The 23,682-nt window shown below is 65.9% G+C and carries 19 protein-coding genes and 1 riboswitch; of the genes, 4 read left to right on the forward strand and 15 right to left on the reverse strand.

From position 1 onward, the window contains the following. Positions 1 to 146 precede the first annotated feature (146 nt). Complete coding sequence (locus tag K414_RS0101835) at positions 147 to 1,478, reverse strand: aminotransferase class V-fold PLP-dependent enzyme (RefSeq protein WP_027494389.1); 1,332 nt, start codon at positions 1,476 to 1,478, stop codon at positions 147 to 149. Between the two features lie 54 nt (positions 1,479 to 1,532). After that, positions 1,533 to 1,648: riboswitch (SAM riboswitch) on the reverse strand. A gap of 194 nt (positions 1,649 to 1,842) precedes the next feature. Here K414_RS0101835 and K414_RS25800 point away from each other — a divergent pair. Together K414_RS25800 and K414_RS0101845 are read left to right on the forward strand one after the other, a co-directional pair. Then, entirely contained in the window at positions 1,843 to 5,787 is a 3,945-nt protein-coding gene (locus K414_RS25800; protein ID WP_237606413.1) for a Pls/PosA family non-ribosomal peptide synthetase, read from the forward strand. 6 nt (positions 5,788 to 5,793) lie between these two features. Continuing rightward, complete coding sequence (locus K414_RS0101845) at positions 5,794 to 7,131, forward strand: M1 family metallopeptidase (RefSeq protein WP_032364488.1); 1,338 nt, start codon at positions 5,794 to 5,796, stop codon at positions 7,129 to 7,131. Between the two features lie 83 nt (positions 7,132 to 7,214). Here the strand turns inward: K414_RS0101845 and K414_RS0101850 are convergent, their stop codons facing one another. From K414_RS0101850 to K414_RS0101910, 12 genes are all read right to left on the reverse strand, one after another. Next, positions 7,215 to 7,835, reverse strand: coding sequence for a hypothetical protein (locus tag K414_RS0101850; protein ID WP_027494391.1), 621 nt, complete (start codon positions 7,833 to 7,835; stop codon positions 7,215 to 7,217). A gap of 70 nt (positions 7,836 to 7,905) precedes the next feature. Beyond that, positions 7,906 to 9,156 (reverse strand): MFS transporter, encoded by a 1,251-nt coding sequence (locus tag K414_RS0101855; RefSeq protein WP_051364887.1) that lies wholly within the window; start codon positions 9,154 to 9,156, stop codon positions 7,906 to 7,908. Beyond that, the gene (locus K414_RS0101860; protein ID WP_027494393.1) at positions 9,153 to 9,809 is read right to left on the reverse strand and encodes a GntR family transcriptional regulator; all 657 of its coding nucleotides are present in this window, start codon (positions 9,807 to 9,809) and stop codon (positions 9,153 to 9,155) included. Before K414_RS0101860 ends, K414_RS0101855 begins: the two co-directional genes overlap by 4 nt. A 138-nt stretch (positions 9,810 to 9,947) precedes the next feature. Next, a complete protein-coding gene (locus K414_RS0101865) occupies positions 9,948 to 10,145 on the reverse strand; it encodes a hypothetical protein (protein ID WP_027494394.1) in 198 nt (65 codons plus the stop codon). Positions 10,146 to 10,258: 113 nt separating this feature from the next. Continuing rightward, a complete protein-coding gene (locus tag K414_RS0101875) occupies positions 10,259 to 10,663 on the reverse strand; it encodes a DUF2752 domain-containing protein (protein WP_027494395.1) in 405 nt (134 codons plus the stop codon). 13 nt (positions 10,664 to 10,676) lie between these two features. After that, a complete protein-coding gene (locus K414_RS0101880; RefSeq protein WP_027494396.1) occupies positions 10,677 to 11,024 on the reverse strand; it encodes a plastocyanin/azurin family copper-binding protein in 348 nt (115 codons plus the stop codon). Further along, positions 11,021 to 12,022: a HEAT repeat domain-containing protein gene (locus tag K414_RS0101885; RefSeq protein ID WP_027494397.1), complete on the reverse strand. Its 1,002-nt coding sequence runs from the start codon at positions 12,020 to 12,022 to the stop codon at positions 11,021 to 11,023. Before K414_RS0101885 ends, K414_RS0101880 begins: the two co-directional genes overlap by 4 nt. 9 nt (positions 12,023 to 12,031) lie before the next feature. Further along, complete coding sequence (locus K414_RS25805) at positions 12,032 to 12,658, reverse strand: HEAT repeat domain-containing protein (protein ID WP_051364888.1); 627 nt, start codon at positions 12,656 to 12,658, stop codon at positions 12,032 to 12,034. Positions 12,659 to 12,692: 34 nt separating this feature from the next. Then, positions 12,693 to 14,750, reverse strand: coding sequence for an FUSC family protein (locus K414_RS0101895; protein ID WP_027494398.1), 2,058 nt, complete (start codon positions 14,748 to 14,750; stop codon positions 12,693 to 12,695). Between the two features lie 21 nt (positions 14,751 to 14,771). Next, positions 14,772 to 16,100, reverse strand: coding sequence for a GAF domain-containing protein (locus tag K414_RS0101900; RefSeq protein ID WP_027494399.1), 1,329 nt, complete (start codon positions 16,098 to 16,100; stop codon positions 14,772 to 14,774). Positions 16,101 to 16,144: 44 nt separating this feature from the next. Continuing rightward, positions 16,145 to 16,912 carry an acetoin reductase gene (locus K414_RS0101905; RefSeq protein ID WP_027494400.1) on the reverse strand — a complete coding sequence of 256 codons (768 nt, stop codon included), beginning with the start codon at positions 16,910 to 16,912 and terminating at the stop codon, positions 16,145 to 16,147. Next, the gene (locus tag K414_RS0101910; protein ID WP_027494401.1) at positions 16,909 to 17,967 is read right to left on the reverse strand and encodes a 2,3-butanediol dehydrogenase; all 1,059 of its coding nucleotides are present in this window, start codon (positions 17,965 to 17,967) and stop codon (positions 16,909 to 16,911) included. Before K414_RS0101910 ends, K414_RS0101905 begins: the two co-directional genes overlap by 4 nt. 180 nt (positions 17,968 to 18,147) lie before the next feature. Here K414_RS0101910 and K414_RS0101915 point away from each other — a divergent pair, with 180 nt between their 5' ends. Beyond that, positions 18,148 to 19,263: a hypothetical protein gene (locus K414_RS0101915; RefSeq protein ID WP_027494402.1), complete on the forward strand. Its 1,116-nt coding sequence runs from the start codon at positions 18,148 to 18,150 to the stop codon at positions 19,261 to 19,263. A 92-nt stretch (positions 19,264 to 19,355) separates the two neighbouring features. Further along, positions 19,356 to 21,197, forward strand: coding sequence for an NAD(P)/FAD-dependent oxidoreductase (locus K414_RS0101920; protein ID WP_027494403.1), 1,842 nt, complete (start codon positions 19,356 to 19,358; stop codon positions 21,195 to 21,197). 53 nt (positions 21,198 to 21,250) lie between these two features. Here K414_RS0101920 and K414_RS0101925 read toward each other — a convergent pair whose 3' ends face one another. After that, complete coding sequence (locus K414_RS0101925; protein WP_051365290.1) at positions 21,251 to 22,612, reverse strand: NAD(P)/FAD-dependent oxidoreductase; 1,362 nt, start codon at positions 22,610 to 22,612, stop codon at positions 21,251 to 21,253. Positions 22,613 to 22,675: 63 nt separating this feature from the next. Then, a complete protein-coding gene (locus K414_RS0101930; protein WP_027494405.1) occupies positions 22,676 to 23,680 on the reverse strand; it encodes an aldo/keto reductase family protein in 1,005 nt (334 codons plus the stop codon). Positions 23,681 to 23,682: the final 2 nt, after the last annotated feature.

Genomic DNA, 23,682 nt, shown 5'->3' on the forward strand with positions numbered 1-23,682 from the left:
GTCCTGATTCGTCGGTCGGGATGCGCATGCGGTCGGAGCGGAGCCGAACTCGAACACGACCCGGACGCAGTGCGGCACAGATCGACATACCTGTTGCACCAGTGGCGATTGCCACGCGACACGACACTCACGGTCATGACGCCATGCTAACTGCCTGTGGGGCTGCACGGGGATCCAACCCCGGCGGCCCCGTCGGCCAGGGCGGGGAAGGGACGAGGGTCCGGTACGGGGTTCCACCACCCGGCTTCTTCGGCGTAAGCCCATGTCGGCCCGGACTCGACGAACGCTGCCAACGCGTCGACGAGTCGGTCCACGTCGGCCGAGGAACTGCCGAGACCGATACTGGCCCGCACGGCACCGTCGGCATGACCGAGCCGGCGCAGCAGCGGGTGGGCGCAGAACTTTCCGTCGCGCACTCCGATGCCGTGTTCGGCCGACAGGTACGCCGCCACTTCACCGGGGTCGTGGCCGGCGACGGTGAAGGTGACGATGCCGACGACGTCGGGCGCGTCGGCCCACACCTGCAGCAGTTCGACACCCTTCAGTGCGGCCAACCCGTCCCGCAATCGGGTGGACAATTCCCGCTCGTGCGCCGTCGCGGCATCCTCGTCGAACGACGCGATGGCCTCGCACGCCGCCGCCAGCGCGGCGACTCCGAGCACGTTGGGCGTTCCCGCCTCGTGACGCTGCGGTGCGGGAGCCCAGTCGGTGTGCTCGATCGTCACACTGCGCACGGCACCGCCGCCGGCCAGGTGGGGCTCGCCCGCGTCGAGCCAATCACGGCTTCCCACAAGCACACCCGCGCCGAACGGAGCGTAGAGCTTGTGACCGGAGAACGCCAGATAGTCCACACCGAGTGCGGCGATGTCCACTCGACGGTGCGGAACGAGCTGTGCGCCGTCGACGACGATCCGGGCACCGTGGCGATGCGCGAGATCGGCCAGTTGCGCGATGGGGAGCACTTCGCCGGTGACGTTCGATGCACCCGTGATGGCCAGTAGCGCAGCAGGTTTCGCAGCCAGTTCGGCGTCGAGCCGGGCGAGCGTCTCGGCCAGCGTCGATGCTGCGACCACCACTCGGCGATTGCGCCACGGAAGGAGGTTGGCGTGGTGTTCGATATCGAGCACCACGGTCTCCCCCGGCACGCACGCGGCCAACAGATTGAGCGAATCGGTGGTGTTGCGCGTGAACACGACCACTGAATTCGTTTGTGCACCAACGAAATCAGCTACGGTCTTTCGCGCCTTCTCGTACGCCGCGGTGCACACCCGAGACGCGTAGCCGGCCCCGCGGTGCACGCTCGAGTAGAACGGCAGCAACTCCGCGATCCGATCGGTCACCGCCGACAGCGCAGGCGCGCTGGCCGCGTAATCGAAATTGGCGTAGGTGCACGTGCCGCCGTGAACCAACGGAACCTGCAACTCCGTGCCGGAAACAGGGGCAAAAGGTGTGCAGGGACGGGAAAGTACAGACGTCATGACAGATCAAGCCCTCACGTTCGAGGGACCCGCAACGGAAGATATTCGTGAACGAGTCCGCGCTTGCCGCACCGATTTTTCGGTGTCAGCCTGGTCGTCACCCGGAGCACCCCACCGCGAAGGAGGGTTGCCGACCAGCAAGCCGGGGCTCGATGCTGGTACTCGTGACCGTGGTCAAGACACTGGCAAACCCGCCAGGTTTTGTCAAGCCGGGGATCGCTCCGACACAGCAGTAGGATTTCCGCGGTGGGAAGGCGCGCTCGTTCACCTGCTGGCAAACAGAACGTGAGATAACCAACGGCGCTGCTTTCCCCAGCACCACGAGAGTCATCTGCCAACGAACGAGAAGGACACCCGGTTGCCTGTGCACCAAGAGAACGATCTGCCGGGTTCGAGCACGGATATCGCACCTGCTCCGGCCGCGTTTCTCCGCTCGCCCCTTGCCCCGCCGGCCCGCACACTGATCGACGTACTGCAGGAGACCGCCGATCGCTTCCCGGATGCACCCGCGATCGACGACGGGACGGTGTCGGTCAGCTACGCCGAACTGCTGGACGACATCGCCGAGGGTGCCCAGTGGCTCGCCGACGCCGGTGTCCGGCGCGGCGACCGCGTCGGCATCAGGATGCCGTCGGGGTCCTTCTCGCTCTACGTCGCGATTCTGTCGATCCTCGAGGTCGGGGCTGCGTACGTACCCGTCGACGCCGACGATCCGGAAGAGCGCGCCGAACTGGTCTTCGGCGAGGCGCAGGTGACGGCCATCGTCACTGCGGGCGGTATCGCTGCCGGCACCGCGCCGAAACAGAATGCGCCTGAACTGGGTGGCGGTACTCCGGTGCCCGAGCCGCCCACACCCGAGGACGACGCGTGGGTGATCTTCACCTCAGGTTCGACCGGAACTCCCAAAGGTGTTGCAGTCAGCCACCGTAACGCCGCGGCGTTCGTCGACGCCGAGGCTCGGATGTTCCTGCAGAAAGATCCGCTGGGGCCGGGAGACCGAGTGCTCGCCGGCCTGTCGGTCGCGTTCGACGCCTCCTGCGAGGAGATGTGGCTGGCGTGGCGGCACGGCGCCTGCCTGGTGCCCGCCCCGCGCTCCCTGGTGCGATCCGGCTTCGACCTCGGTCCGTGGCTCGTCTCCCGAGACATCAGCGTCGTCTCGACGGTGCCTACGCTGGCGTCACTGTGGCCCGCCGTGGCACTGGAAGCGGTGCGGCTGTTGATCTTCGGCGGCGAAGCATGCCCACCCGAGCTGGCCGAGCGGCTGGCCGTCGAAGGCCGTGAAGTCTGGAACACCTACGGCCCCACCGAGGCGACGGTTGTCGCGTGCGCGTCCATCATGGACGGTAAAGGTCCGGTCCGCATCGGATTACCGCTGGACGGTTGGGATCTGGCGGTCGTCGACGCCTCGGGCACTCCGGTGGCGGTCGGCGAAGTGGGCGAGCTCGTCATCGGCGGCGTCGGCCTCGCCCGGTATCTCGATCCGGCCAAGGACGCCGAGAAGTACGCACCCATGCCCTCTCTCGGGTGGGACCGGGCGTATCGCAGCGGCGATCTGGTGAAGCTCGAGCTCGAAGGACTGCTGTTCCAGGGCCGCGCCGACGACCAGGTCAAGCTCGGCGGCCGACGCATCGAGCTGGGCGAGATAGACAATGCGCTGCAAGCACTTCCGGGCGTCGGCGGTGCGGCCGCGGCAGTCCGCAAGACCGCTGCGGGCAACTCGGTTCTGGTGGGATATCTCGCCAGTACCAATCCCGACTTCGACCTGGAGGCCGCGCGCGCCTTGTTGGCCGAGCAGTTGCCGTCGGCGCTCGTACCGCGGCTCGCGCTGGTCGACGAGATGCCCACACGTACCTCGGGCAAGGTCGACCGCAATGCGCTCCCGTGGCCGCTGCCCGGCATGGCGGGCGCGTCGGCGCTCGGAGGTACCGCGGGGTGGGTGGCCGAGTTGTGGACCAACATCCTCGGCGCTCAGGTCAACGACGAGAACGCCGACTTCTTCGCCAACGGCGGCGGTTCACTGTCGGCCGCTCAGCTGGTGACGGCACTGCGCGAGCGGTTCCCCGAGATCACCGTCGCGCAGCTCTACGACCACCCGCGGTTGGGTTCTCTGGCACAGTATCTGGACGACCTGAAGCCTGTCGTGGAGGCAATCCCCCGCGACGTGGCACCGACGTCCCGCACCGCGCAGTGGGCGCAGATTCTGGCGACCGTGCCGTTGACGACCCTGACCGGGTTGCAGTGGGTCACCTGGCTCGGCCTGCTGTTCAACGTCATGGCCTGGTTCGGCGATGTGCCGTGGGCTCCGACGCTGTCGTGGTGGTGGATTCTGCTCGCATTCGTCCTGTTCATCACCCCGGTCGGGCGCATGGCCATCTCGGTGATCGGCTCACGGATACTGCTGGCGGGGTTGAAACCCGGCGCATATCGACGCGGCGGCAGTATGCACATAAGGCTTTGGGCGGCAACGCGATTGACTGATGCCAGTGGCGCGTCCAACCTCTCGGGTGCACCGTGGATGGTCTACTACGCGCGCGCTCTCGGTTCGAAGATCGGCAAGGGCGTCGACCTGCACACCCTGCCGCCCGTGACCGGCATGCTCGAACTCGGCGACGGTTGCTCCATCGAGCCCGAGGTCGACCTGTCCGGTCATTGGATCGACGGCGATCTCGTCTACATCGGCGGCATCGAGATCGGTGCGGGTGCCACTGTCGGTGCCCGCTCCACGCTGCTGCCCGGCACAAAGGTCGGCAAGAACGCGGTCGTGACGGCCGGCTCCGCCGTCGTCGGACGAGTCAAGGCCGGCCAGATGTGGTCCGGCTCGCCCGCGCAGAAAGTGGGCAAGGCCGATCATCCGTGGCCGGCGGAGACCCCGCCGCGCGCCACCAAGTGGGTGTTCGCCTACGGCGTCGCGTCGCTGTTCCTCTCCGGCATGGCCCTGTTCTCCATCGGCGTCAGCCTGGTGCTGATGGGCTGGTGGATTCACACCGCGGACTCCGTGCTGGGGGCCTTCGAGCGCGGCTTGGTGATGCTGCCCGTCGCCACTCTGGTGTCGTTGGCGGTGTTCGCGCTGATCACCGTCGTCGCGGTGCGGTTGCTCGGCATCGGTCTCGTCGGCGGCTACCACCCCGTGCGCAGCCGCATCGGCTGGCAGGTGTGGGCCACCGAACGCCTGATGGATTCGGCGCGCACCTTCCTGTTCCCGCTCTACGCGTCGCTGCTGACACCGCATTGGCTCCGGTTGCTGGGCGCGAAGATCGGCAAGGACGTCGAGGCGTCGACAGTGCTGATGATTCCCAAGTTCACCACCGTCGCCGACGGCGCGTTCCTCGCCGACGACACCATGGTTGCGAGCTACGAACTCGGCGGCGGCTGGATGCACCTGGGCGACGCCAAGGTGGGCAAGCGGGCGTTCCTCGGAAACTCCGGCATGACGGGACCGGGGCGGACCGTCCCGAAGAACGGTCTCGTTGCGGTGCTGTCGGCAACTCCGGACAAGGCGAAGTCGGGCTCGTCATGGCTCGGTAGTCCACCGGTCCGGTTGCGCCGCGCGGCAGGCAGTGCCGACTCGTCGCGCACGTTCGACCCGCCTCGGAAGTTGAAGATCGCCCGTTCACTCGTAGAGACGTGCCGGCTGATTCCCGTCGTCGTGACGTTCGGCATCGGGCTCGGCGTGTTGTTCGGACTGACCGCGATTGCCGACTCGATCGGCTACTGGCTCGCTGCCGCGCTCAGCGGTGTCGTGTTGCTCGTCGCCGGCTTCGTGGCTGCAGCTGTGTCGGCGGCCGCGAAGTGGCTGTGGGTCGGCCGGATCGGCAAGACCGATCATCCGCTGTGGAGTTCGTTCGTCTGGCGCAACGAGGTGGCCGACACGTTCGTCGAGACCGTCGCCGCACCGTGGTTCGCGCGCGCTGCCGAGGGCACCGCGGTGCTCAACATGTGGCTGCGGTGGCTCGGGGCGGACATCGGTCGAGGTGTGTGGTGCGAGACGTACTGGCTCCCCGAGGCAGACCTCGTGACGTTGGCCGACGGTGCGACGGTCAACCGAGGGTGCGTTGTGCAGACGCACCTGTTCCATGATCGGATCATGTCCATGGACACCGTCGATCTCGGCAGAGGCGCAACCCTGGGACCGCACTGTGTCGCTTTGCCTGCATCGGGTATAGGTGATGGTGCGACGGTGGGGCCTGCCTCTCTGGTGATGCGCGGCGATACGGTTCCCGCGCATACTCGTTGGCAGGGCAATCCGATCGCACCGTGGGCCAAGGGTGATCCCTTTCCGCGGATTCGCGACGACCGAAACGAGGGGTGATCTTCAATGCCGGACAGGCTCGTGGCACCGGTGTTCGACGTCGACTCCAGTGACAATCCGATCGATACGTATCTTCCGCAGAACGGCAATCGCGGCTATCGCGTCTCGCGCTACGAACTCGACCTCGAGTACAAGGTCGAGAGCAACCGATTGACGGGCAAAGCGAAGATCACCGCGGTCACCACGGCGACGGTGTCGAAATTCGCGTTGGATCTCGGCCCGGCGATGAACGTGTCGAAGGTGTCGGTCAACGGGTCACGTTCGGTGAAGTTCAGCCACCAGCGGGGCAAGCTGAAGATCACTCCCGCCAAGCCCATCGCGTCCGGAGCGGCACTGGTGGTCACGGTGGCGTACGGCGGAACACCCAAGCCCATCAACGGTTTCTGGGGTGAGGTCGGCTGGGAAGAGCTCACCGAGGGATCAATCGTCGCGAGTCAGCCGAACGGTGCCGCATCGTGGTTTCCGTGTGACGACCACCCGGTGTCCAAGGCGAGCTACGGCATCACCATCACCACCGATTCGCCGTACTACGCGGTGGCCAACGGCACGTTGGTACGCAAGCAGACTCGGGCCAGCCGGACCACGTGGGTGTACGAGCAGCCCGAGCCGATGGCCAGTTATCTCGCGACCATTCAGATCGGCCCGTACGAGCATCGCGTCGTCAGCCCGGGACCGGTGCCGATGAACGCGATCACGCCCCCGCGGCTACGAGCTCAGTTCGACCACGACTTCGGCCGTCAACCCCAGATGATGGACACCTTCGTACGGCTCTACGGCCCTTACCCTTTCGCGGCGTACACCGTGGTGGTGACCGACGACGATCTCGAAATCCCGGTCGAGGCGCAGGGCCTGTCCATCTTCGGTGCCAACCACTGTTCGGGTTCCCGGTACTACGAGCGCCTGGTTGCACACGAATTGGCCCACCAGTGGTTCGGCAATTCCCTCACCCTAGGCAAGTGGGCAGACATCTGGCTGCACGAAGGATTCGCTTGCTACTCGGAATGGATCTGGGCCGAGAACTCCGGCGGCGCAACGGCTCACGACAAGGCCAAGCGAGCGCACACCATTCAGCGAGGGCTCGCGATGGATCTGCAGCTCACCGATCCCGGGCCCGCCCGCATCTTCGACGACCGCGTCTACAAGCGCGGCGCGCTGGCCTTGCACGCACTGCGACGCACCATCGGCGACGAACGATTCTTCGGCCTGATCCAGGAATGGACCTCCAAATACCGCTACTCCACCGTGGCGACCGCCGACTTCACCGACCTCGCCTCTCGCTTCGGTTGCCCCCGAACCCTGTGGGACGCATGGCTTGTGGACACGCAATTGCCGTCGTTGCCGTAGGTCCGGCGGGCAATCGGCTCCCCGGTTTCGGAAATGTGCCTCCGATCAGAGGCATATTTCCGAGTCTGGGGAGCCGATTGCCGTCAGCGATACCCGAGCGAGACCGCGAGACCTGCCACGGCGTAGCCGTACAGCGCGACCGTCGCAGATGCCTGTCGCCAGAATCCTTGCGGGAACGTTGCCGCCCAGCGTCCCGTGCCGTCCAGTTGCAGATCGCAGGGGAAGTCGCTGATGACCATCGCTGAAGCCGGGTGTTTCGAGTGCGCGAGCACCACACCGGTGGTGAACGGCAGTCCCCGAACGAACAGGTGCCCGCGCGCATCCCCCGCTCGATAGCGCACCGTAGATTCCGTCAACGGTCCTGTGTACCAACGCCGTTGGACATTCCACCCGGTGGCGTGTGCGAGTCGGAGGTTGCGATCGCCGCGCAGTGCCGTGTCCACGGTCTCGACGTGTGCGATCACTCCCCAGCGCAGCATCGACACCCCCGAGGCGATCCGTCGATAGCGAAACACCAGAGCCCCGAACAGAACGATCGCGAACATGTACGGCACCAGCGCGGGATACCTCGACCAGCATGCGGCAGGCACGATCACCGCGACGAGAAACCAGTACGCTTCGCGTCGATTCCAGACCGTGGCAGCAGCTACCAAAGCTGTCGGGGGCACCCGATACGGCGGGACCGTGCGCGAGGACTGCACCATGATGGCGCTGATCCTAGCCTCCTTCGTGCGCGTTGTGCGTCCCTCCAGGTACGCACAACGCGCACGACCCCTAGGGCAGGTGAGCGGACGTTTTCGATCGCACCACCAGGCCACACAGTGCCGCCATCACCGCGCCGAATCCGAAGATGATCGGATACGTGACCACCCCTGGCCAGGTCTCGGTCAGCGCCGACAGCACAGCGGGCACCGCAAAGCCGAGATACGTCAGCGAATAGAACACAGCGGTGAGGCCGGCGAGATCGTCGGGGCCCGCAATGCGTTGCACCTCTTGCAGACCCGAAACCAGCGCCATGCCGTACCCGCAACCGAGAACCGCTGCCGCGATCAATGCCGCGGCGATGGTGAGCACCGACGCCGCCCACGCCGCGACAGCCATACCGACCACCAACAGAGACAGCGCAACCAAAGCGCCGCGCGCATTGGCGGGTGTGTCGATCCGACGCCCGACAGCCTGGATCGCGAATCCGGAACCGAGGGCGATCACCGCCATCGCAGCGGACAGGGCGACGGGGTAACCGCCTCCGGGCTCGTCGGCCAACGCGTCGGCCATCAGAGATGGCAGCACCGCATAGGCCACGCTTGCCGCGCCGAAAACCCATGGGGCCAAGGGCAACACGACGAACAGGAAGCGTCGATGCGACGCCGACGGAATTCTGAGATCGTCGACGAGGCTCTTCCTTCCCGATGATGCTGCGGCGCTGCGTGTCTCGGGGACCGACAGCATGCCGACGAACGCGGCGATGCAGATCAGCACATGCACGCTGTACGCGAGGTGCGTCGGCCAGGGTGCCCACTGCGCGAGCACACCGGCGACGCCGGCTCCCAGGGCGAAGCCCGCCGTCAACGACATCGCGGCGCGGCGCGCTCCGGCACCGGGCTTGGCGGTGGCGTCGCGACTGGAGAGTTCTTTGACCCAGCTACCGCCGACGGCCATACCGATTCCGAGCGCGATGCCGCTGAGCACTCGCCCGCCGAAGAGCATGAAGGCGTTGTCGGGGCCGAGGGCGATCAGAATGGAACCGGCAGCGGCAATTGCGGGCGCGGGCAACATGATCGGGCGTCGGCCGAGTCGATCGGACAACGGACCACAGATCAGCATCGCCGGAATGATGCCCAGAACGTACGCGAACAGGAACGTATCGACCACCACGGCAGAGAAGCCGTGGTCGAGTCGATACATCACCAAGAGCGGTGTGAATTCGTTGCCGCCCCAGGCGACGGCGAACATGCCGACGGCAACCAACAGCCAGCGTTTGGCCGTCGTCTGTCGGACGTCGTCGTCGATCATGTCCTCGGTCATCGTGTTCCCCCTCTGTCTGTGCGCAAGCCGTGCACCCTGAGCATGTGTTGTTCGACGGCTCGCTCGAATTCGTCTGCGTCCCCGGCTTCGATCAGGTCGGCGAGTCTGCGGTGGTCGTCGACGATGCGCGAGATCTGACCCGGATCACGGGTCAGGGATGCCGCGGTCATCCGCCGCTGTCGCTCGCGAAGTCCGTCGTAGAACGCGTCGAGCAACGGGTTGTTGCCGGCGCGGACGACGGTGCGATGGAAATCTGCGTCGGCGGCGCTGAACTCCGCTGCGGTGCCGTCGACTGCCAGCTTGTCCTGGATTCGCAGGTTGTCGCGTAGCGCCTCGACCACTCGTGCGCGGGCATCCGCATCACCGACGAAGGCGCGAACACTGCCGGCCTCGACCAATCGCCTTGCGTCGACGACGCTCTCCGCCTCACCCACCGCGATGGAGACGACCAGCGCCCCGCGCTTGGGATAGAGGCGCATCCATCCCTCGACCTGGAGGCGAAGGAACGCCTCGCGGACCGGTGTGCGGCTGATCTCGAGCCGCGTCGCGATCTCCCCTTCACTGACGAGCTCACCACCGGGAAGTTCCCCCGAAATGATGAGCTCCTTGACAGTCAGGTACGCCGTATCGGCTGCGGATCTCGTCTCGGACACAACATAGATACTAGATGCGCCTCAGCAGTCCACCCAACTCGACCTATCCCGACGGTCCACTCAACGTGACATTGACCCCCGAAAAGGCCACCACATGTCACATTGACTCCCCGAGGGGAGTCCAGAGGGAGACAGCGGTCAGGGCACCCAGTGCCTGGCGGCGATATCGTCGATCACCGGGTCTCCGTCGGGGGCTGCGTCCAGTGCTTCGAGGTCGTCGCGCAGTGCGTTCAGGCGGGGGTCGTCGCCCTCTGCCTGCTCGGCTGCCGTGCCTCCGTCGTCGGCGATCTGGGCGAGCAGTTTCGCTCGCACCCGATCTCGCAGTGAGTCGCTCATTCGTCGTCACCCTTCTTGAAGACGCGTCGGGCCGTGGGGATGAGCGCGATGAGCACGCCCAGCAGCACGATGATCGAGAAGATTTGCAGCAGCACAGCAGCCTCCTAGGGATGTCAGGTCGGGGCGAGGGCGGTGCCCCACGCAGTGTTGCGCACCACGGTGAACAAGACCAATAGGGCAACCCCGACGACGACGGTCGGGCGATTGGGACGAGGCAGCGTCAGTGGCGTCTGCGTCCATCGTGCTCGCAGCCACGCGGCCCAGACACCGATCGCGACGACACCGAGCACCACCGCCACGACGTTGCTCGACGCGGCAGCCACGGTGTCTCCGCGAGTGAGGTCGCCGAAAGCCCTGGTCGCACCGCAACCCGGACACCACAGTCCGGTGAGGGCGTGGAACGGGCACGGCAGGTACGTCGAGGTTCGGGGATCGCGGACGTGCAGCAGCACAGCACCGCCGACTGCGGCCAGGCCGACGCCGAGAGGTGCGGCGATGCCGCGCGTCCGGGTTGCCATGACTAGCAGTCCATCACGGTTCGACGATGATCGTCGCGGTCATGTCGGGGTGCGGGGTGCAGTGGTAGGTGAAGGTGCCCGCCGTGTCGAAGGTATGGGTGAACTGCCCCGACTGCATCAGTTCACTGCGGAACGACTTGTCGTCGGCGACGACGTTGTGCGCCATCGCGCGGTCGGCGAACACCCAGGTCACGGTCTCGCCCGCGGTGATCGTCAAGGTCTGCGGTGTGAACATCCGATCGGCGACGGTGACCTGGTTCTCGGCAGCGGGCTCGGCGGGTGCGGCCGGGGTGGTCGAGGTGGAGCAGGCAGTCGCGGCCAATGTGATCGACAGTGCCGCGAGCAGTCCGAGTGCCTTCATGACTCCGACGGTACCGAAGCGGCTCGTTCTCTCCGGTCCAGGAGGTACGTCGCCGTCAGCGCGATCGAGCGGTCCTCATCCTGAGTCAGCTCGCGCAGAGCCTGCGCCGCCGCCGGACCCGGAATGCTGGCCAGTGCCTGGGTCACCCGTAGGCGCGCCGCAATCTCACTCGGGCCGTCCATGAGGGCCGCGACCGTGGAGTCTGCATACCCGAGCTCACCGAGCACGTCTGCCGCGTCCACATCGTTCGTACCCTCGTGGACCATCTCGATCAGCACCGCAATCGCGTCGACGATTCCTCGGGCACCCAGTTCCAGCGCCGCGAGTCGTCGTACCTGCCCGTCCTCGTGGCCCAGCGCCTCCCGCAGCACCTCGGTGGCGTCGGGATGCGGAATCTCGACGACGGTATCGACGGCGCGGCGACGCACCTCGGGATCCGGTGAGTCGAGGCCCTGCCGCAGCGCCGAGACGGCGTCGCTCCCGGTCTGCGCGAGTGCCCATCGCAGCGCGCCGGCGACGTTGGTTGCGGGCTCGCGCAACACCGCCTCGGCCAGAGCCTCGGCCGGGATGGGGCGATCTCCGACGGAGGACAATGCCGCAGACTGCCGCTTCCCCGCGCTCACCGAGTCCAGGTCTCCGAGCATGCCGATGACACCGAGGACGTCCTCCCAATCCTCCGGTCGGGCGCTCCCGATGCGGCGCAACCGCGTCAGCAGCTCGGTATCTCGCGCGATGCGCTCTTCGGCTCGGGTAGCCAGCTCGTCGACGAGTCCCGTCGCCGCGAAACTCGGATCGTCCAGTGCACGCCCGACGTCGTGCAGGGACAACCCGAGCGACCGGAGCGATTCGACGTGGAACAGACGACGCACGTCGGCCGGAGAGTATTCGCGGTATCCGGTGCCAGTCCGCGAGGTCGGCTGCACGAGCCCGAGCCGGTCGTAGTGCCGAAGCATGCGCGCGCTGACCCCGGACCGCCGCGCCACCTCACCGATCAACATCTGCCTATCTCACCCCGTCGGGTCGGCTGCGCCAAGTGCATCGACGCGCTGGGCCTCGAACAACGCAAATCCGCTGTCGGGGTCTCGCAGCAGCGACTCCGTCGCCAGCGCGTGCGCGCGAACAGCAACATCCTTGCTCGACGCGGCCTCGCGCACCATCGGCTCGATCACCGACCCGAGTACCACCAGTGCGCGGCTGAGGCTGCGCTGCAACTCCCGCCCGCCTCGCCCCAGCTGAGTGGACAGCGTCGTCGCCAACCACTGCTCGCTGCCGTCGGGGACCAGGACGACCGCCGCCCGCCACGCGCTTCGGGCCACCTCGTCGTCGGAGTCGGTGATGAGCGGCTCGGTGATCACCGGCCAGGCCGACCGGTCCTTGACCTTCGACAACGTGTGCAACGCCTGACTGCGAGCCTGTGCGCCGCCGGTGCGCACTTCGTGCATCAGCCTGGGCACCGTCGACGCAGCGGGGAGACGAATCAATGCCCACGTCAACATCTCTCGAACCTGAAAATCCGGTTCGGCGGCGCAACGCTCGAGCAGCGCGTCGAGGAGTTCTGGGTTCTTCGATATTCCGATGTCGAGCGCAGCCCGAAGCCGCACAGAAGAGTTCTGGTGCCAAAGTGAGTCGATCATGGCCGTCAGCCAAGACCTTGTCACCGTGTGAAGGTCAAGCCCGGCTCAGGACGTCCGCGAGCGTCCGATTCATGATGTTCAGCGCCCGCACCGCGACCCGCACCGGCCCGGGCGAGTTCGCACTGGTGAGCAACACGTCCAACACCGTTGTGTCGGTGACCTTCTCGGGCTGGTCCACCCGCTTGCCTGCGATCGCGGCCTCCACGTGCCGGGCGGTCTCACGCACCAGCGCCGCAGCGTCGCGCAGGGCCTGGGCAGTCTCGGCCGAGGGTGCCGTCTCCGGTTCGGCACGCGACGCCAGCACTCCGGCTCGTGCGAGTGCGTGGGCGGATCGGCCGCTGACGGTCAGCACCCGCAGTAATCGCTTCGCCCCTCGCCGGCTGCGGGTCGTCGGCCCGAGCACGAGCGGCTTCCCCGCCGTCACGACCTCCTTCAGCGCGTTGTCGAGCGTGCGCGTCGACGCCACGAGGTCGGTGGCGTTTCCTGGGGTGATCACCGATTCGACGCTGGTGTCGATCAGGGCGTCCAATTGGTCGAGATACGTATCGACTTTGTCCACCAATGTCTTTCGTGTTCCGGTCGAGAAGATGAAGTAGGCGGACGCAATACCGACGGCTCCACCCACTGCAGTCTCGATGATCCGTAGTTCGAGAACCTCGATGCTGAACGTGCCGAGCAGCCCGTAGAGCATCGCGAGCAGAATGGTCACGAAGAACGACAGCAACGCATACGCGACGGTCACCAGGTAGAACGCGAAGAAGACACAGACGACGATGAGCACCAACTGAACGGATTGGTGATTGCCGACGAGTGCCGCGATCACCACTCCCGCAAGCACTCCCGCCATCGTGCCGAGGATGCGTTGGCCGGCTCTGGTCAGAATCTCGCCGCGCGTCGACGCCCCGGTGAACACCAGGAACGCCGTCAACACGGCCCAGTACCAACGATCCGGTGAGACCAGCTCCCCCAATACCGTTGCCGCGCTGGTCGCGACAGCAACCTGGATTGCCGCCTTGGTGCTGGGGTTCAGGCCGGCAGGCTTGTCCTTGTCCGCCGGCTCGACAGCAGCCTGTCGAGGACTCGACGTGACAGCCACCGCATTGGTGGTGATGTGATGAATGGCGATGTGTGCCTGCACCGCTCGTTGCGCGGACACCGTCGCGATACCGGCGGGGGTCGACGGGTCGGCGCGCTCGGCCGCCGTGGCGGCCAACCGTCGGGCGGCCTTGAGTTGCTCGGCGGACGGGGCGTTCTGCAGGCACGATCCCAGCGCGGTGGTCGCTTGCCCCAGCGCGGTCGGCCACGGCTTGGCGGGATCGAGAGCCCACAGTGAGCTGACGAGTTGTTCGGTGGCGATCTGGGCGTCGAACACACGAAGCGACAGATCGGTACTCGTCACGCTGAGCAGTTGTCCCGCGTCGTGACGGTCGAGCCAGTCGTCGATCATCAGGGCGGTGTTTCCGAGCCGATCGAGCCTGCGCCGCAACAGTTCCAGATCACGGTCCTCACGCGCCGATGCCGCTGCGAGCACCGATTCCGATACCGCTCGCATGGCGTAGAGCAGCCGCCGCACCTCCACGATCGGTCGGTCCGGAAAGACCACCGCCCGTACGAACAGAGCGATGAGCACTCCGCCGACGATCGCCGCGATCAGCATCGGCACTTGCCCCGGGGTCGCCTGAAGGAACAACGCGAAGAAGTACGAGATGAACGCGACCATGCCGAGCGCGGTGCCACGGGGTCCGAATCTGCGCACCCATACGGCCGCGAACAACACCGCGATGAATCCGACGTCGGCCACCGCACCGAGCCGCGAGAGCAGCGCCGCAACCGTCACTGCCGCCGAGGCGGGCAGCACCATCAGGGCGGTGGTGACGAGCCGGCTGTCCTGGTCTTTGTCCTTGACCGACGCCGACGCCTGCATCGCCACCACGGTGCCGAGCATCGCCACGGTCACCGGCTGGCCGATGGCGCGAGTACCGAGCAGCAGGACCACCATCGCGAGCAACACCGTCAGCGTCGTCGCCGAGGCACCGCGCAGCCGTAACTGCCCGGGATCCGACGCGTCGAGGATGCGGGCGAGGCGGTTCATTCCCCGATTCTGCGCTACGGCTCAGCCCCGTGCGGCCCGGATAGCGGGGGCCGACGAATGCGGTAGCAGCCTGTTCATGTCCGCCGGCGTGATCACGTCGACCGTCGCCGACTCGTCCAGCCGGTAGGGCTGGGTGGAGATGATGCCGGCGAGGTGTTTGCGCAGGCGCGACATCTCGGCCCGCACGGTGATCGCGCGGCCGTCGTCGCCGAAGAGGTCTGCAGCCATCTGCGACGCGGTGCGTCCCTGCCGGTGGATGGCCAGCAGGTACAGAATCTCGGCGTGCCGGGGCGTCGGCTCGTGGGTCCACTCCCCCACCTCGCTGCGCACCTCGATACGAGGCTTCTGCGAATCGCGCAGGTCGATGCGAATCGTCGTCGTGTTACCGGACTCCGCGACGAACGAGTCCGCCGACTCGCCAGGAGTGGAGCCGGCGGAACGACCATGAGAAGTGGGTCGCACCAGCCATCCACCGGGCAGGGGTTCGAAGTCGCACACCCCGAGGCTCGGCAGCCAGAAGCGTCCCGTCGCGAGGTCCTCGGGCAGCAGGATGCGATTGCGCAGTGCCACCGATTCGACGGCCGCGACCCACCCGTTCGCGTCGACGGCCAGCGCCGGGGACTGCAGGCGCGCCAGCATCGGTGCGGCCACCGAACGCAGTCGATCCAAGGTGGTTCGGTGAATCTCGCGCAGCTGCGATTCCGCCAACCTCGCCACGGCGTCGACCAGGGCGATGGTGGTGGGGTGCACCGTCTTGGCCGGCCCGCTGACGTCGATGGCGCCGAGCACCTGGCCGGTACGCGGATCGCGAATGGGCGCTCCGGCGCAGGTCCACGAATGATGGCTGCGCACATAGTGTTCGGCCGAGAAGATCTGCACAGCGCGGCGTGAGACCAATGCTGTCCCGATGGCATTGGTGCCCACCGAGTCCTCGGCCCAGTTGGCCCCTTCGACGAACCCGAGACCGTCGGCGCGGTCGAGCACCGACGTCGATCCGCTGCGCCACAGCACTCGACCGTTCCGATCGGCGACGACGAGAATGTTGTCGCCGTCCTGCACCACCGATTCCAGGCCACGGGCGAGGTCGTCCAGAATGTCGAACAACCCCGATTCCCGTCGACTGAACTCGAGATCGGACGCGTCCATCTGTCTCTCGGCAGGATTGCCCAGTTCCGGGTCGATACCGAGGGTCTGCAACCGCCGCCAGGAGTCACCGATGACCTCGCGGGGACGCGCGGGAGACTTCCCGCCGGTCATGGTCGCGTCGTACACGGCAGTGAGAATCTGCGCGTAGCGGCGCGGGTCTTCGCCGGCCGCCAGCGCAGGTTCAGGGCCTGTCGACTGCGTCATCGCTGTCAATTGTGCTCCAGCTCACAAAGCGGATTCATGCGGGGTCACCGGTAGACCAAACCACCATCGATCAACGGTGCCTGTCCGGTCATGTAGTCCGAGTCGGGTCCGGCGAGATACGAGACGAACGCGGCGACGTCCTCGGGAGTCTGCGCCCGACCGAGAGCGATACCGCCGACGAACTTGTCGTAGGTCTCCCCCTCGGCGGCACCGGTCAGCTCGGCGAAGCGCTTGTCGATGGTCACCCACATGTCGGTGCCGACAACGCCGGGGCAGTACGCGTTGACGGTGATGCCGTCCGAGGCGTACTCCTTGGCCGCAGCCTGGGTCAATGCCCGGACCGCGAATTTCGTTGCGCTGTAGACCCCGAGCATCGCGAACCCGTCGTGGCCTGCGATCGAGGAAGCGTTGATGATCTTGCCCTTCTGGCCGAGCGCCTTGAATGTGGCTGCCGCAGCTTGAATTCCCCAGAGCACACCGTCGACGTTGACGGCCCAGATCTTCTTCGTGTCTTCCGGGCGGACGTCGTCGAGCGGCGCGACCTGTGCGATTCCGGCATTGTTGACGATGACGTCGAAGCCGCCGAGCGCTTTATGGGTATGTTCGACGGCCGCGAACACTTGATCGCGATCACTGACGTCGGCGACGAATGTCGTTGCCTTCGAGCCTGTTCGACGCACCTCGTCGGCCACGCCGGCGATCTTGTCCTCGGCCAGGTCGACCAACGCGATGTCGTGCCCGTCGTTGGCCAACCGCAACGCGATCGCCCGTCCGATGCCCTGACCGGCCCCTGTCACCAGCACCGCGCTCATGCGGGTACACCCGTCGAGGGGTCGACCAGAACTTTCATCTTGGTGCCTGCGTGCAGCGCCTCGAATCCGTCGTCGATGACGCCGTCGAGCGTGATCTTGTCCACCCAGCCCGTCGTGTCGTAGTGGCCCTGGCTCATCAGATCGATGACGGCCTCGTAGTCGGCGGAGGTGTAGCAGAGCGATCCCTGGATGCGGGATTCGTTCATGACGAGCTTCTGCAGCGGTGTGGTGAGCGGCTTTTCGTAGATCGCGACGCTGACGAGCGGTTTGCGAGCACCGATGCAGCCCAGCGCGGTCTCGACGGCCGGTTGCACACCGGCCGCGTCGTAGATGGCGTCGGCCCCGTTGCCGTCGGTCAGATCGGCGATGAAGGCGGGCACGTCCACTGCCGTCGGGTCGAGGGTCTTGGCACCGAGCGCTTCGATCGAGGCGCGACGCGTCGGCGACGGTTCGACGACGTAGACGTTGTCGAGTCCCTTACCGCGCAACGCGAACCACAGGCCGATGCCGATGGGGCCGGCTCCGAACACCATCGCGGTGTCCTCGGGCTTCGGATCCCCCAGTGTCGCAGCGTGATAGGCAACCGACATCGGTTCGACGAGGGCACCGAGTTCGAGAGAGACGTTGTCGGGTAGGGCGTGAATCATGTCCGTGGGGACCACGGTGTATTCGGCCATTCCGCCGTCGGACATCAGTCCGTGGAAGCCGATCTGCGCGCAGATGTTGTAGTTTCCTGCCCGGCAGGGTCCGCAGTGTCCACAGCGGTAGAGCGGTTCGATGGCAACGCGATCGCCGACCGAGATGCCGGTGACACCCGTGCCGAGCTCGGTGACCGTGCCCGAGAACTCGTGTCCGAGCACCAGGGGCATCTCCTGGCCGGTCAGCGGATGCGGCGAGGTGGGGATGAAGATGGGGCCTGCGTAGTACTCGTGCAGGTCGGTTCCGCAGATTCCGTTGAACCCGACCTTGACCTTGACCTGCCCCGCACCGGGATTCGGCTCGGGTACGTCGGTGATCTCCACCTTGTTCGGGCCGTAATACACAGCTGCACGCATCGGTTCTCACTCCTGACTGAATTGGATGCACACAGGTTTATGTGACGACGACCACTTCCGACAGGGTTGCAGTGCGTTGCATCGAATCGGTCGCACTGCAACCTCCCGCAACCCTGACGGTGGGCTGTGATTCAGCTCATAGTGACGGCGACCCTGTCGACCCACCGAGAAGAGACCCCCATGACCGCAACCGCAGACCGACCCCTCGATGAGCCGAAAACGGCGTCAGCACAGGGCAACTGGCTCATATTCGGACTGGCCAACCTCGCCGTGGTCATGGCCGTGTCGCTGGCGACCTGGTATGTGCTCGCCGATCCCACCACCAGTCCCTGGAACTTCTATCCGCTGCCGTTCAACGCCGCGCTGTTCTGGGCCATTCTCTTCATCGTGTTCATCGGATTCGATTGTGAATTCGCCGGATTCGACTCTCTGAAACAACCGATGCGCGGGCTCGCGATCCTGACTTCGACGGCCGTGTTCGCCGTTGCCGTCACCTGGATCCTCGGCAGCGGCCTCGGGGCGTTGTACCCGGATTTCGCCGGTTCTCGCGAGGGCGGGCTCGGCTACTTCGCCGGAGCGCTGTTCGTGCTGTTCGGATTCGGAACCTGGGTCATGGTGGTCCTCAACTGGCAACACTGGCCGTGGACCGTGCTGCGCATGAAGCAACCGCTGATCGGGCTGTGCGAGATCGCATTCGTCGCCGTCCCGACCCTCGCGTTGTACTTCGTGTTCGGACTGCCGTCGGTCTCGCTCTCGGCCACCGATCCCCTGATGTCCGTGGACACCGCACTCGGCTGGTTCTACTCGATCGTCGTCTCGGTGATCCTGACCGGCCAGACCCTGGACAACTGGCCCTGGAAATTGGCCGGCGGCGGCGGACGGACCGCACTGGCGGCCACCGTCGGCAACGCGGTGCTCGGCACTGCCATCTACTTCCTGATGGTTCCGCTCGCGAAGCTACTCGTCGGCTCGGAAGCCACCGCAGAACTCGGCACGGTGATCAACCAGTTCCCGGCACAGATCGGAGTCTGCTGGGCATTCTGGATGATCTTTTGGGCGAACGGCTTCGGCAGTCGCTTCCCGGCGGCGGGACGCGCAGTACTGACTTTCGCGCTGGCCATCGGCACGTTCCTGGCCTACTACTACGTACTTGCCGAGCACGTGCTCCACGAACCCGTCGTCGCGGCCGGCATCTCCGGCAACGCACTGGGCTTCGTCGACTGGCTGGTGCTGTGGACATTGATCTACGTCGTTGGATTCCAGTCGTCGGGGTTGAAGAAGCTGTCACCGGCATGAGCCGCTGCAACGCATTGCAACTCTCGACCCGGCTATCCGAAGAGAGTGTGCTGGGTCACATACACGGCACCTCTTCATCGCAAGGAGTTTTCATGACCCAGACCATCGAGCCCGACTCGATCACCCGCACGCACACCCCGCAGGAACGGGTCGACGCCTGGTTGTCGAAGTTCGAGGACGCCCTGGTCGCCCGGGACATTCCTCGTGTTGCCGGCATGTTCGCCGTCAGCAGCTTCTGGCGCGATCTCGTCACGTTCACCTGGAACCTCAAGACGGTCGAGGGCCGGGACGGCGTCGCCGACATGCTGGGCGAGAGGCTCGCCGATACCGACCCGACGGGATTTCACACCACCGAGACCCCCGACGAAGCAGACCGCGTCGTCTCGGCGTGGATCGCATTCGAGACGGCGACGAGCCGCGGCAAGGGACATCTGCGTTTGACGACGGACGCCGAGACCGGTGACGACGTGGCGTGGACGCTGCTGACGACGATGCAGGAACTCAAGGGATACGAGGAGCGGCAGGGCAAGTCCCGCATCAAGGGTGCCGTGCACGGCTCGAATGCCGATACCCAGAACTGGGCCGAGAAGAAGGAGATGGAAGAGAAGGAGCTCGGCTACAGCGTGCAGCCGTACGTCCTCGTCGTCGGCGGCGGGCAGGGCGGCATCGCTCTCGGTGCTCGGTTCCGTCAACTCGGCGTCCCGGCGATCGTCGTCGACCGTGCCGAGCGCCCCGGAGATCAGTGGCGTGGCCGATACAAGTCACTGTGCCTGCACGACCCGGTCTGGTACGACCATCTGCCCTACCTGCCGTTCCCGCCGAACTGGCCGGTGTTCGCGCCGAAGGACAAGATCGGCGATTGGCTCGAGATGTACACCAAGGTCATGGAGGTTCCGTACTGGAGCAAGACGACCGCGAAGTCCGCGACCTACGACGAGACCGCGAAGGAGTGGACCGTCGTCGTCGACCGCGACGGCGAGGAAGTGATCCTGCGGCCCAAGCAGTTGGTGATGGCCACCGGAATGTCGGGCAAGAAGAACGTGCCGAACTTCCCCGGCATGGACGAGTTCGAGGGCGAGCAGCACCATTCCAGCGAACACCCCGGTCCCGACGCCTATGTCGGCAAGCGCGTGGTGGTCGTCGGTTCCAACAACTCGGCGCACGACATCTGCAAGGCGCTGTACGAGACGGGCGTCGACGTCACGATGCTGCAGCGCTCGTCCACACACATAGTCAAGTCGGATTCGTTGTGCGAGATCGCTCTCGGCGATCTGTACTCCGAGCGCGCAGTGGAATCCGGAATGACCACGGCCAAAGCCGATCTCACGTTCGCGTCGCTGCCGTACCGGATCATGCACGAGTTCCAGATTCCGGTGTATCAGCAGATCGCGGAGCAGGACAAGGATTTCTACGATCGCCTCGAGAAGGCAGGCTTCCAGCACGACTTCGGTGACGACGGTTCCGGCCTGTTCATGAAGTACCTGCGCCGCGGCTCGGGCTACTACATCGACGTCGGCGCATCCGAGCTCGTCGCGGACGGCAAGATCAAACTCGTTGCCGGACAAGTGGAGCGGATCAGCAAGACCGGCGTCGTACTCGAGGACGGGACCGAACTGCCGGCGGACCTCATCGTCTACGCCACCGGCTACGGCTCGATGAACGGCTGGGTCGCCGACCTCATCGATCAGGAAACCGCCGACAAGGTGGGCAAGTGCTGGGGCCTGGGCTCGGACACCACCAAAGACCCCGGTCCGTGGGAGGGCGAACAGCGGAACATGTGGAAGCCGACGCAGCAGGAGAACTTCTGGTTCCACGGCGGCAATCTGCATCAGTCACGCCACTATTCGCTGTACCTGGCGCTGCAGATCAAGGCGCGTTACGAGGGCATCGACACCCCGGTCTACGGGCTGCAGGAGGTGCATCACCTTCGGTGACGGTCGTGCGCGGAAACTCGTAGTGGGCTACGAGTTTGCGCGCACATGGCTGCCTAGTCGTACACGCCGGTCCCCTGCGCCTTGGCGATCAACGCATCCTCGGAGCGCACCTGATCGAGGTTGACCACGCGGGTGGACAGCACCGTCGAGTACAGCCAATCGGTGGCCACGCGCACCCGGGCGGAGGCGGTGGGCAGGGCATAAAGGTGATAACCGCGGGCGACGAACTTCGCGACGGCTCCGGTGAGGGGCACGCCCAAAGGCTTTGCCACACCGTCGAATCCGCCCAGGTCGGCGACCAGTCCCAGATCCTTGTGTCGGTACGGTCGAGCAGTACCGACGCCGAGGGACGCGGCGACGTTCTTGGCCACCGCTGTGCCCTGCCGCTGCGCGTGCTGAGCGGTGGGCGGCGTCGGCTTCGACGGGTCGGCGGCGATATCGGGCACCGCGGCCGCGTCACCGATGGCCCAGACGTCGTCCACGCCGGGGACCGTGAGGTCGGGGTTGACCACAAGCCGGCCCTTTTCGGTCGGCAAATCGAGTTGCGCGATGAGGGGGCTCGCAGCCACGCCCGCTCCCCACACCAGGGTGCGTGTCGGTACGACGTCGCCGTCCGTCAGCGTCACCGCGTTCGCCGTGGCCGACTCCACCGACACCCCGAGACGCACCTCGACGCCGCGAGCCGCGAGGACTTCCATTGCTTCCTTGCCGAGTCGCTCGCCCAGTTCCGGCAGCACCGCAGGCGCGAGGTCGATGAGCAACCACCGAATGTCCGACGGGTCGACCGTCGCCCACCGGGTAGCGATACCGCGAATCCAATTCTGCATCTGCGCAACGAATTCGGTGCCCGTATAGCCGGCTCCCACAGCGACGACGGTGAGCCGTTCCTTGCGTTCGGCGCGGCCCTCCGGCGTGTCGGGCAGTTCGTCGGCTGCATCCAACTGCTTCAACACGTGGTTGCGAATGAACACCGCTTCGCTCAGGGTCTTGAGACCGTGTGCGTGCTCGGCGACACCGGGGATGTCGAACTGCCTCGTCACCGAACCCGGGGCCAGAATCAGCTTGTCCCAGGCCAGGTCCGAATCACCGTCGGGACCGGCGACGCGAACGCGTCGATTCTCGAAGTCGACGGACGTGACGTGTCCCAGCACCAACTTGGTGCGCCGCAACGTCTGTCGTGTCGACACCGCGATGTCCCGCGGATCAAGCACGCCGGTCGCCACCTCGGGCAGCAACGGGCTGTAGAGCAGGTAGTCGTTGGGCGCAACCAGGGTGAACGAGGCGCGGTCCGGGCCCAACAGCTTCTGCATCTTGCGCAGTGCGTAGAAGCCGCCGAACCCGCCGCCGACCACCACCACCCGGGCTGGGGATGCGGGAGCCGGGGCGGTGCTGCGATTACGGAGTGGTGAGCGCATGGTCCACATTAACGCCGAGTACCGCAGCTCCGCCCCGTCAAACGTGGACCGAGCGACGAATTTCTAGACCAACCGGGCTTCCGGGGAGCCGGTCTTACCCGCATCGCGCTCGACCGAATCGCCGAGGGCTTCGTCGATCTTGGCGAGTACATCCGCGTCCAGGATGACCTCGGACGCCTTGATGTTCTCGGCGATCTGCTCGGGACGCGATGCCCCGACCAGCGCGGCGGAAATGTTGTCGTTGGCCAGAACCCAGGCAACGGCCAACTGCGCCATGGTGATTCCGAGATCGTCGGCGATCGGCTTGAGTGCCTGCACCCGGGTGAGCGTCTGATCGTCGAGGTAGCGCGCGATCATCTTGTCGCCGCCCTTGTCGTCCTTGGCGCGCGAGCCGTCGGGCAGCGGTTGTCCGGGTAGGTACTTGCCGGTGAGCACGCCCTGAGCGATGGGTGACCAGACGATCTGCGAGATGCCCAGTTCCTTCGACGTCGGGATCACCTGATCCTCGATGACGCGCCACAGGGCAGAGTACTGCGGCTGGTTCGAGATGATCGAGAACCCGTTCTGCCGTGCCAGTTCCTGGCCGGCGCGGAGCTGATCGGCCGTCCACTCCGAGACGCCGATGTAGAGGGCCTTGCCCTGACGGACGACGTCGCCGAACGCGGCGATGGTCTCTTCGAGCGGGGTCTCGACGTCGTAGCGGTGGGCCTGGTAGAGATCGACGTAGTCGGTACCGAGGCGACGCAGCGAGGCATCGATGCCTTCGAAGATGTGTTTGCGGGACAGACCGGTGTCGTTGGGGCCCTTAGGTCCGACGGGGAAGTAGACCTTGGTGAAGATCTCCAGCGATTCGCGGCGCTCGCCCTTCAACGCGTCACCGAGGACCGTTTCCGCAGCCCCGTTGGCGTAGACATCGGCGGTATCGAATGTGGTGATGCCTGCATCGAGAGCCGCACGCACGCACTGGGTCGCGATGTCGTTCTCCACCTGCGAACCATGGGTCAACCAATTGCCGTACGTGATCTCCGAAATCTTCAGTCCACTGTTTCCGAGGTATCTGTAAGCCATGC

Source organism: Rhodococcus sp. JG-3 (assembly GCF_000482405.1).
Classification (GTDB): Bacteria; Actinomycetota; Actinomycetes; order Mycobacteriales; family Mycobacteriaceae; genus Rhodococcoides; species Rhodococcoides fascians.

Excerpts from the sequence above, each read along its gene's own strand:
- K414_RS0101835 (WP_027494389.1), bottom strand. The coding sequence starts at position 1,478 with ATGACGTCTGTACTTTCCCGTCCCTGCACACCTTTTGCCCCTGTTTCC.
- K414_RS0101845 (WP_032364488.1), top strand. The coding sequence starts at position 5,794 with ATGCCGGACAGGCTCGTGGCACCGGTGTTCGACGTCGACTCCAGTGAC.
- K414_RS0101850 (WP_027494391.1), bottom strand. The coding sequence starts at position 7,835 with ATGGTGCAGTCCTCGCGCACGGTCCCGCCGTATCGGGTGCCCCCGACA.
- K414_RS0101855 (WP_051364887.1), bottom strand. The coding sequence starts at position 9,156 with ATGACCGAGGACATGATCGACGACGACGTCCGACAGACGACGGCCAAA.
- K414_RS0101865 (WP_027494394.1), bottom strand. The coding sequence starts at position 10,145 with ATGAGCGACTCACTGCGAGATCGGGTGCGAGCGAAACTGCTCGCCCAG.
- K414_RS0101875 (WP_027494395.1), bottom strand. The coding sequence starts at position 10,663 with ATGGCAACCCGGACGCGCGGCATCGCCGCACCTCTCGGCGTCGGCCTG.
- K414_RS0101880 (WP_027494396.1), bottom strand. The coding sequence starts at position 11,024 with ATGAAGGCACTCGGACTGCTCGCGGCACTGTCGATCACATTGGCCGCG.
- K414_RS0101885 (WP_027494397.1), bottom strand. The coding sequence starts at position 12,022 with ATGTTGATCGGTGAGGTGGCGCGGCGGTCCGGGGTCAGCGCGCGCATG.
- K414_RS25805 (WP_051364888.1), bottom strand. The coding sequence starts at position 12,658 with ATGATCGACTCACTTTGGCACCAGAACTCTTCTGTGCGGCTTCGGGCT.
- K414_RS0101895 (WP_027494398.1), bottom strand. The coding sequence starts at position 14,750 with ATGAACCGCCTCGCCCGCATCCTCGACGCGTCGGATCCCGGGCAGTTA.
- K414_RS0101900 (WP_027494399.1), bottom strand. The coding sequence starts at position 16,100 with ATGACGCAGTCGACAGGCCCTGAACCTGCGCTGGCGGCCGGCGAAGAC.
- K414_RS0101905 (WP_027494400.1), bottom strand. The coding sequence starts at position 16,912 with ATGAGCGCGGTGCTGGTGACAGGGGCCGGTCAGGGCATCGGACGGGCG.
- K414_RS0101910 (WP_027494401.1), bottom strand. The coding sequence starts at position 17,967 with ATGCGTGCAGCTGTGTATTACGGCCCGAACAAGGTGGAGATCACCGAC.
- K414_RS0101915 (WP_027494402.1), top strand. The coding sequence starts at position 18,148 with ATGACCGCAACCGCAGACCGACCCCTCGATGAGCCGAAAACGGCGTCA.
- K414_RS0101920 (WP_027494403.1), top strand. The coding sequence starts at position 19,356 with ATGACCCAGACCATCGAGCCCGACTCGATCACCCGCACGCACACCCCG.
- K414_RS0101925 (WP_051365290.1), bottom strand. The coding sequence starts at position 22,612 with ATGCGCTCACCACTCCGTAATCGCAGCACCGCCCCGGCTCCCGCATCC.
- K414_RS0101930 (WP_027494405.1), bottom strand. The coding sequence starts at position 23,680 with ATGGCTTACAGATACCTCGGAAACAGTGGACTGAAGATTTCGGAGATC.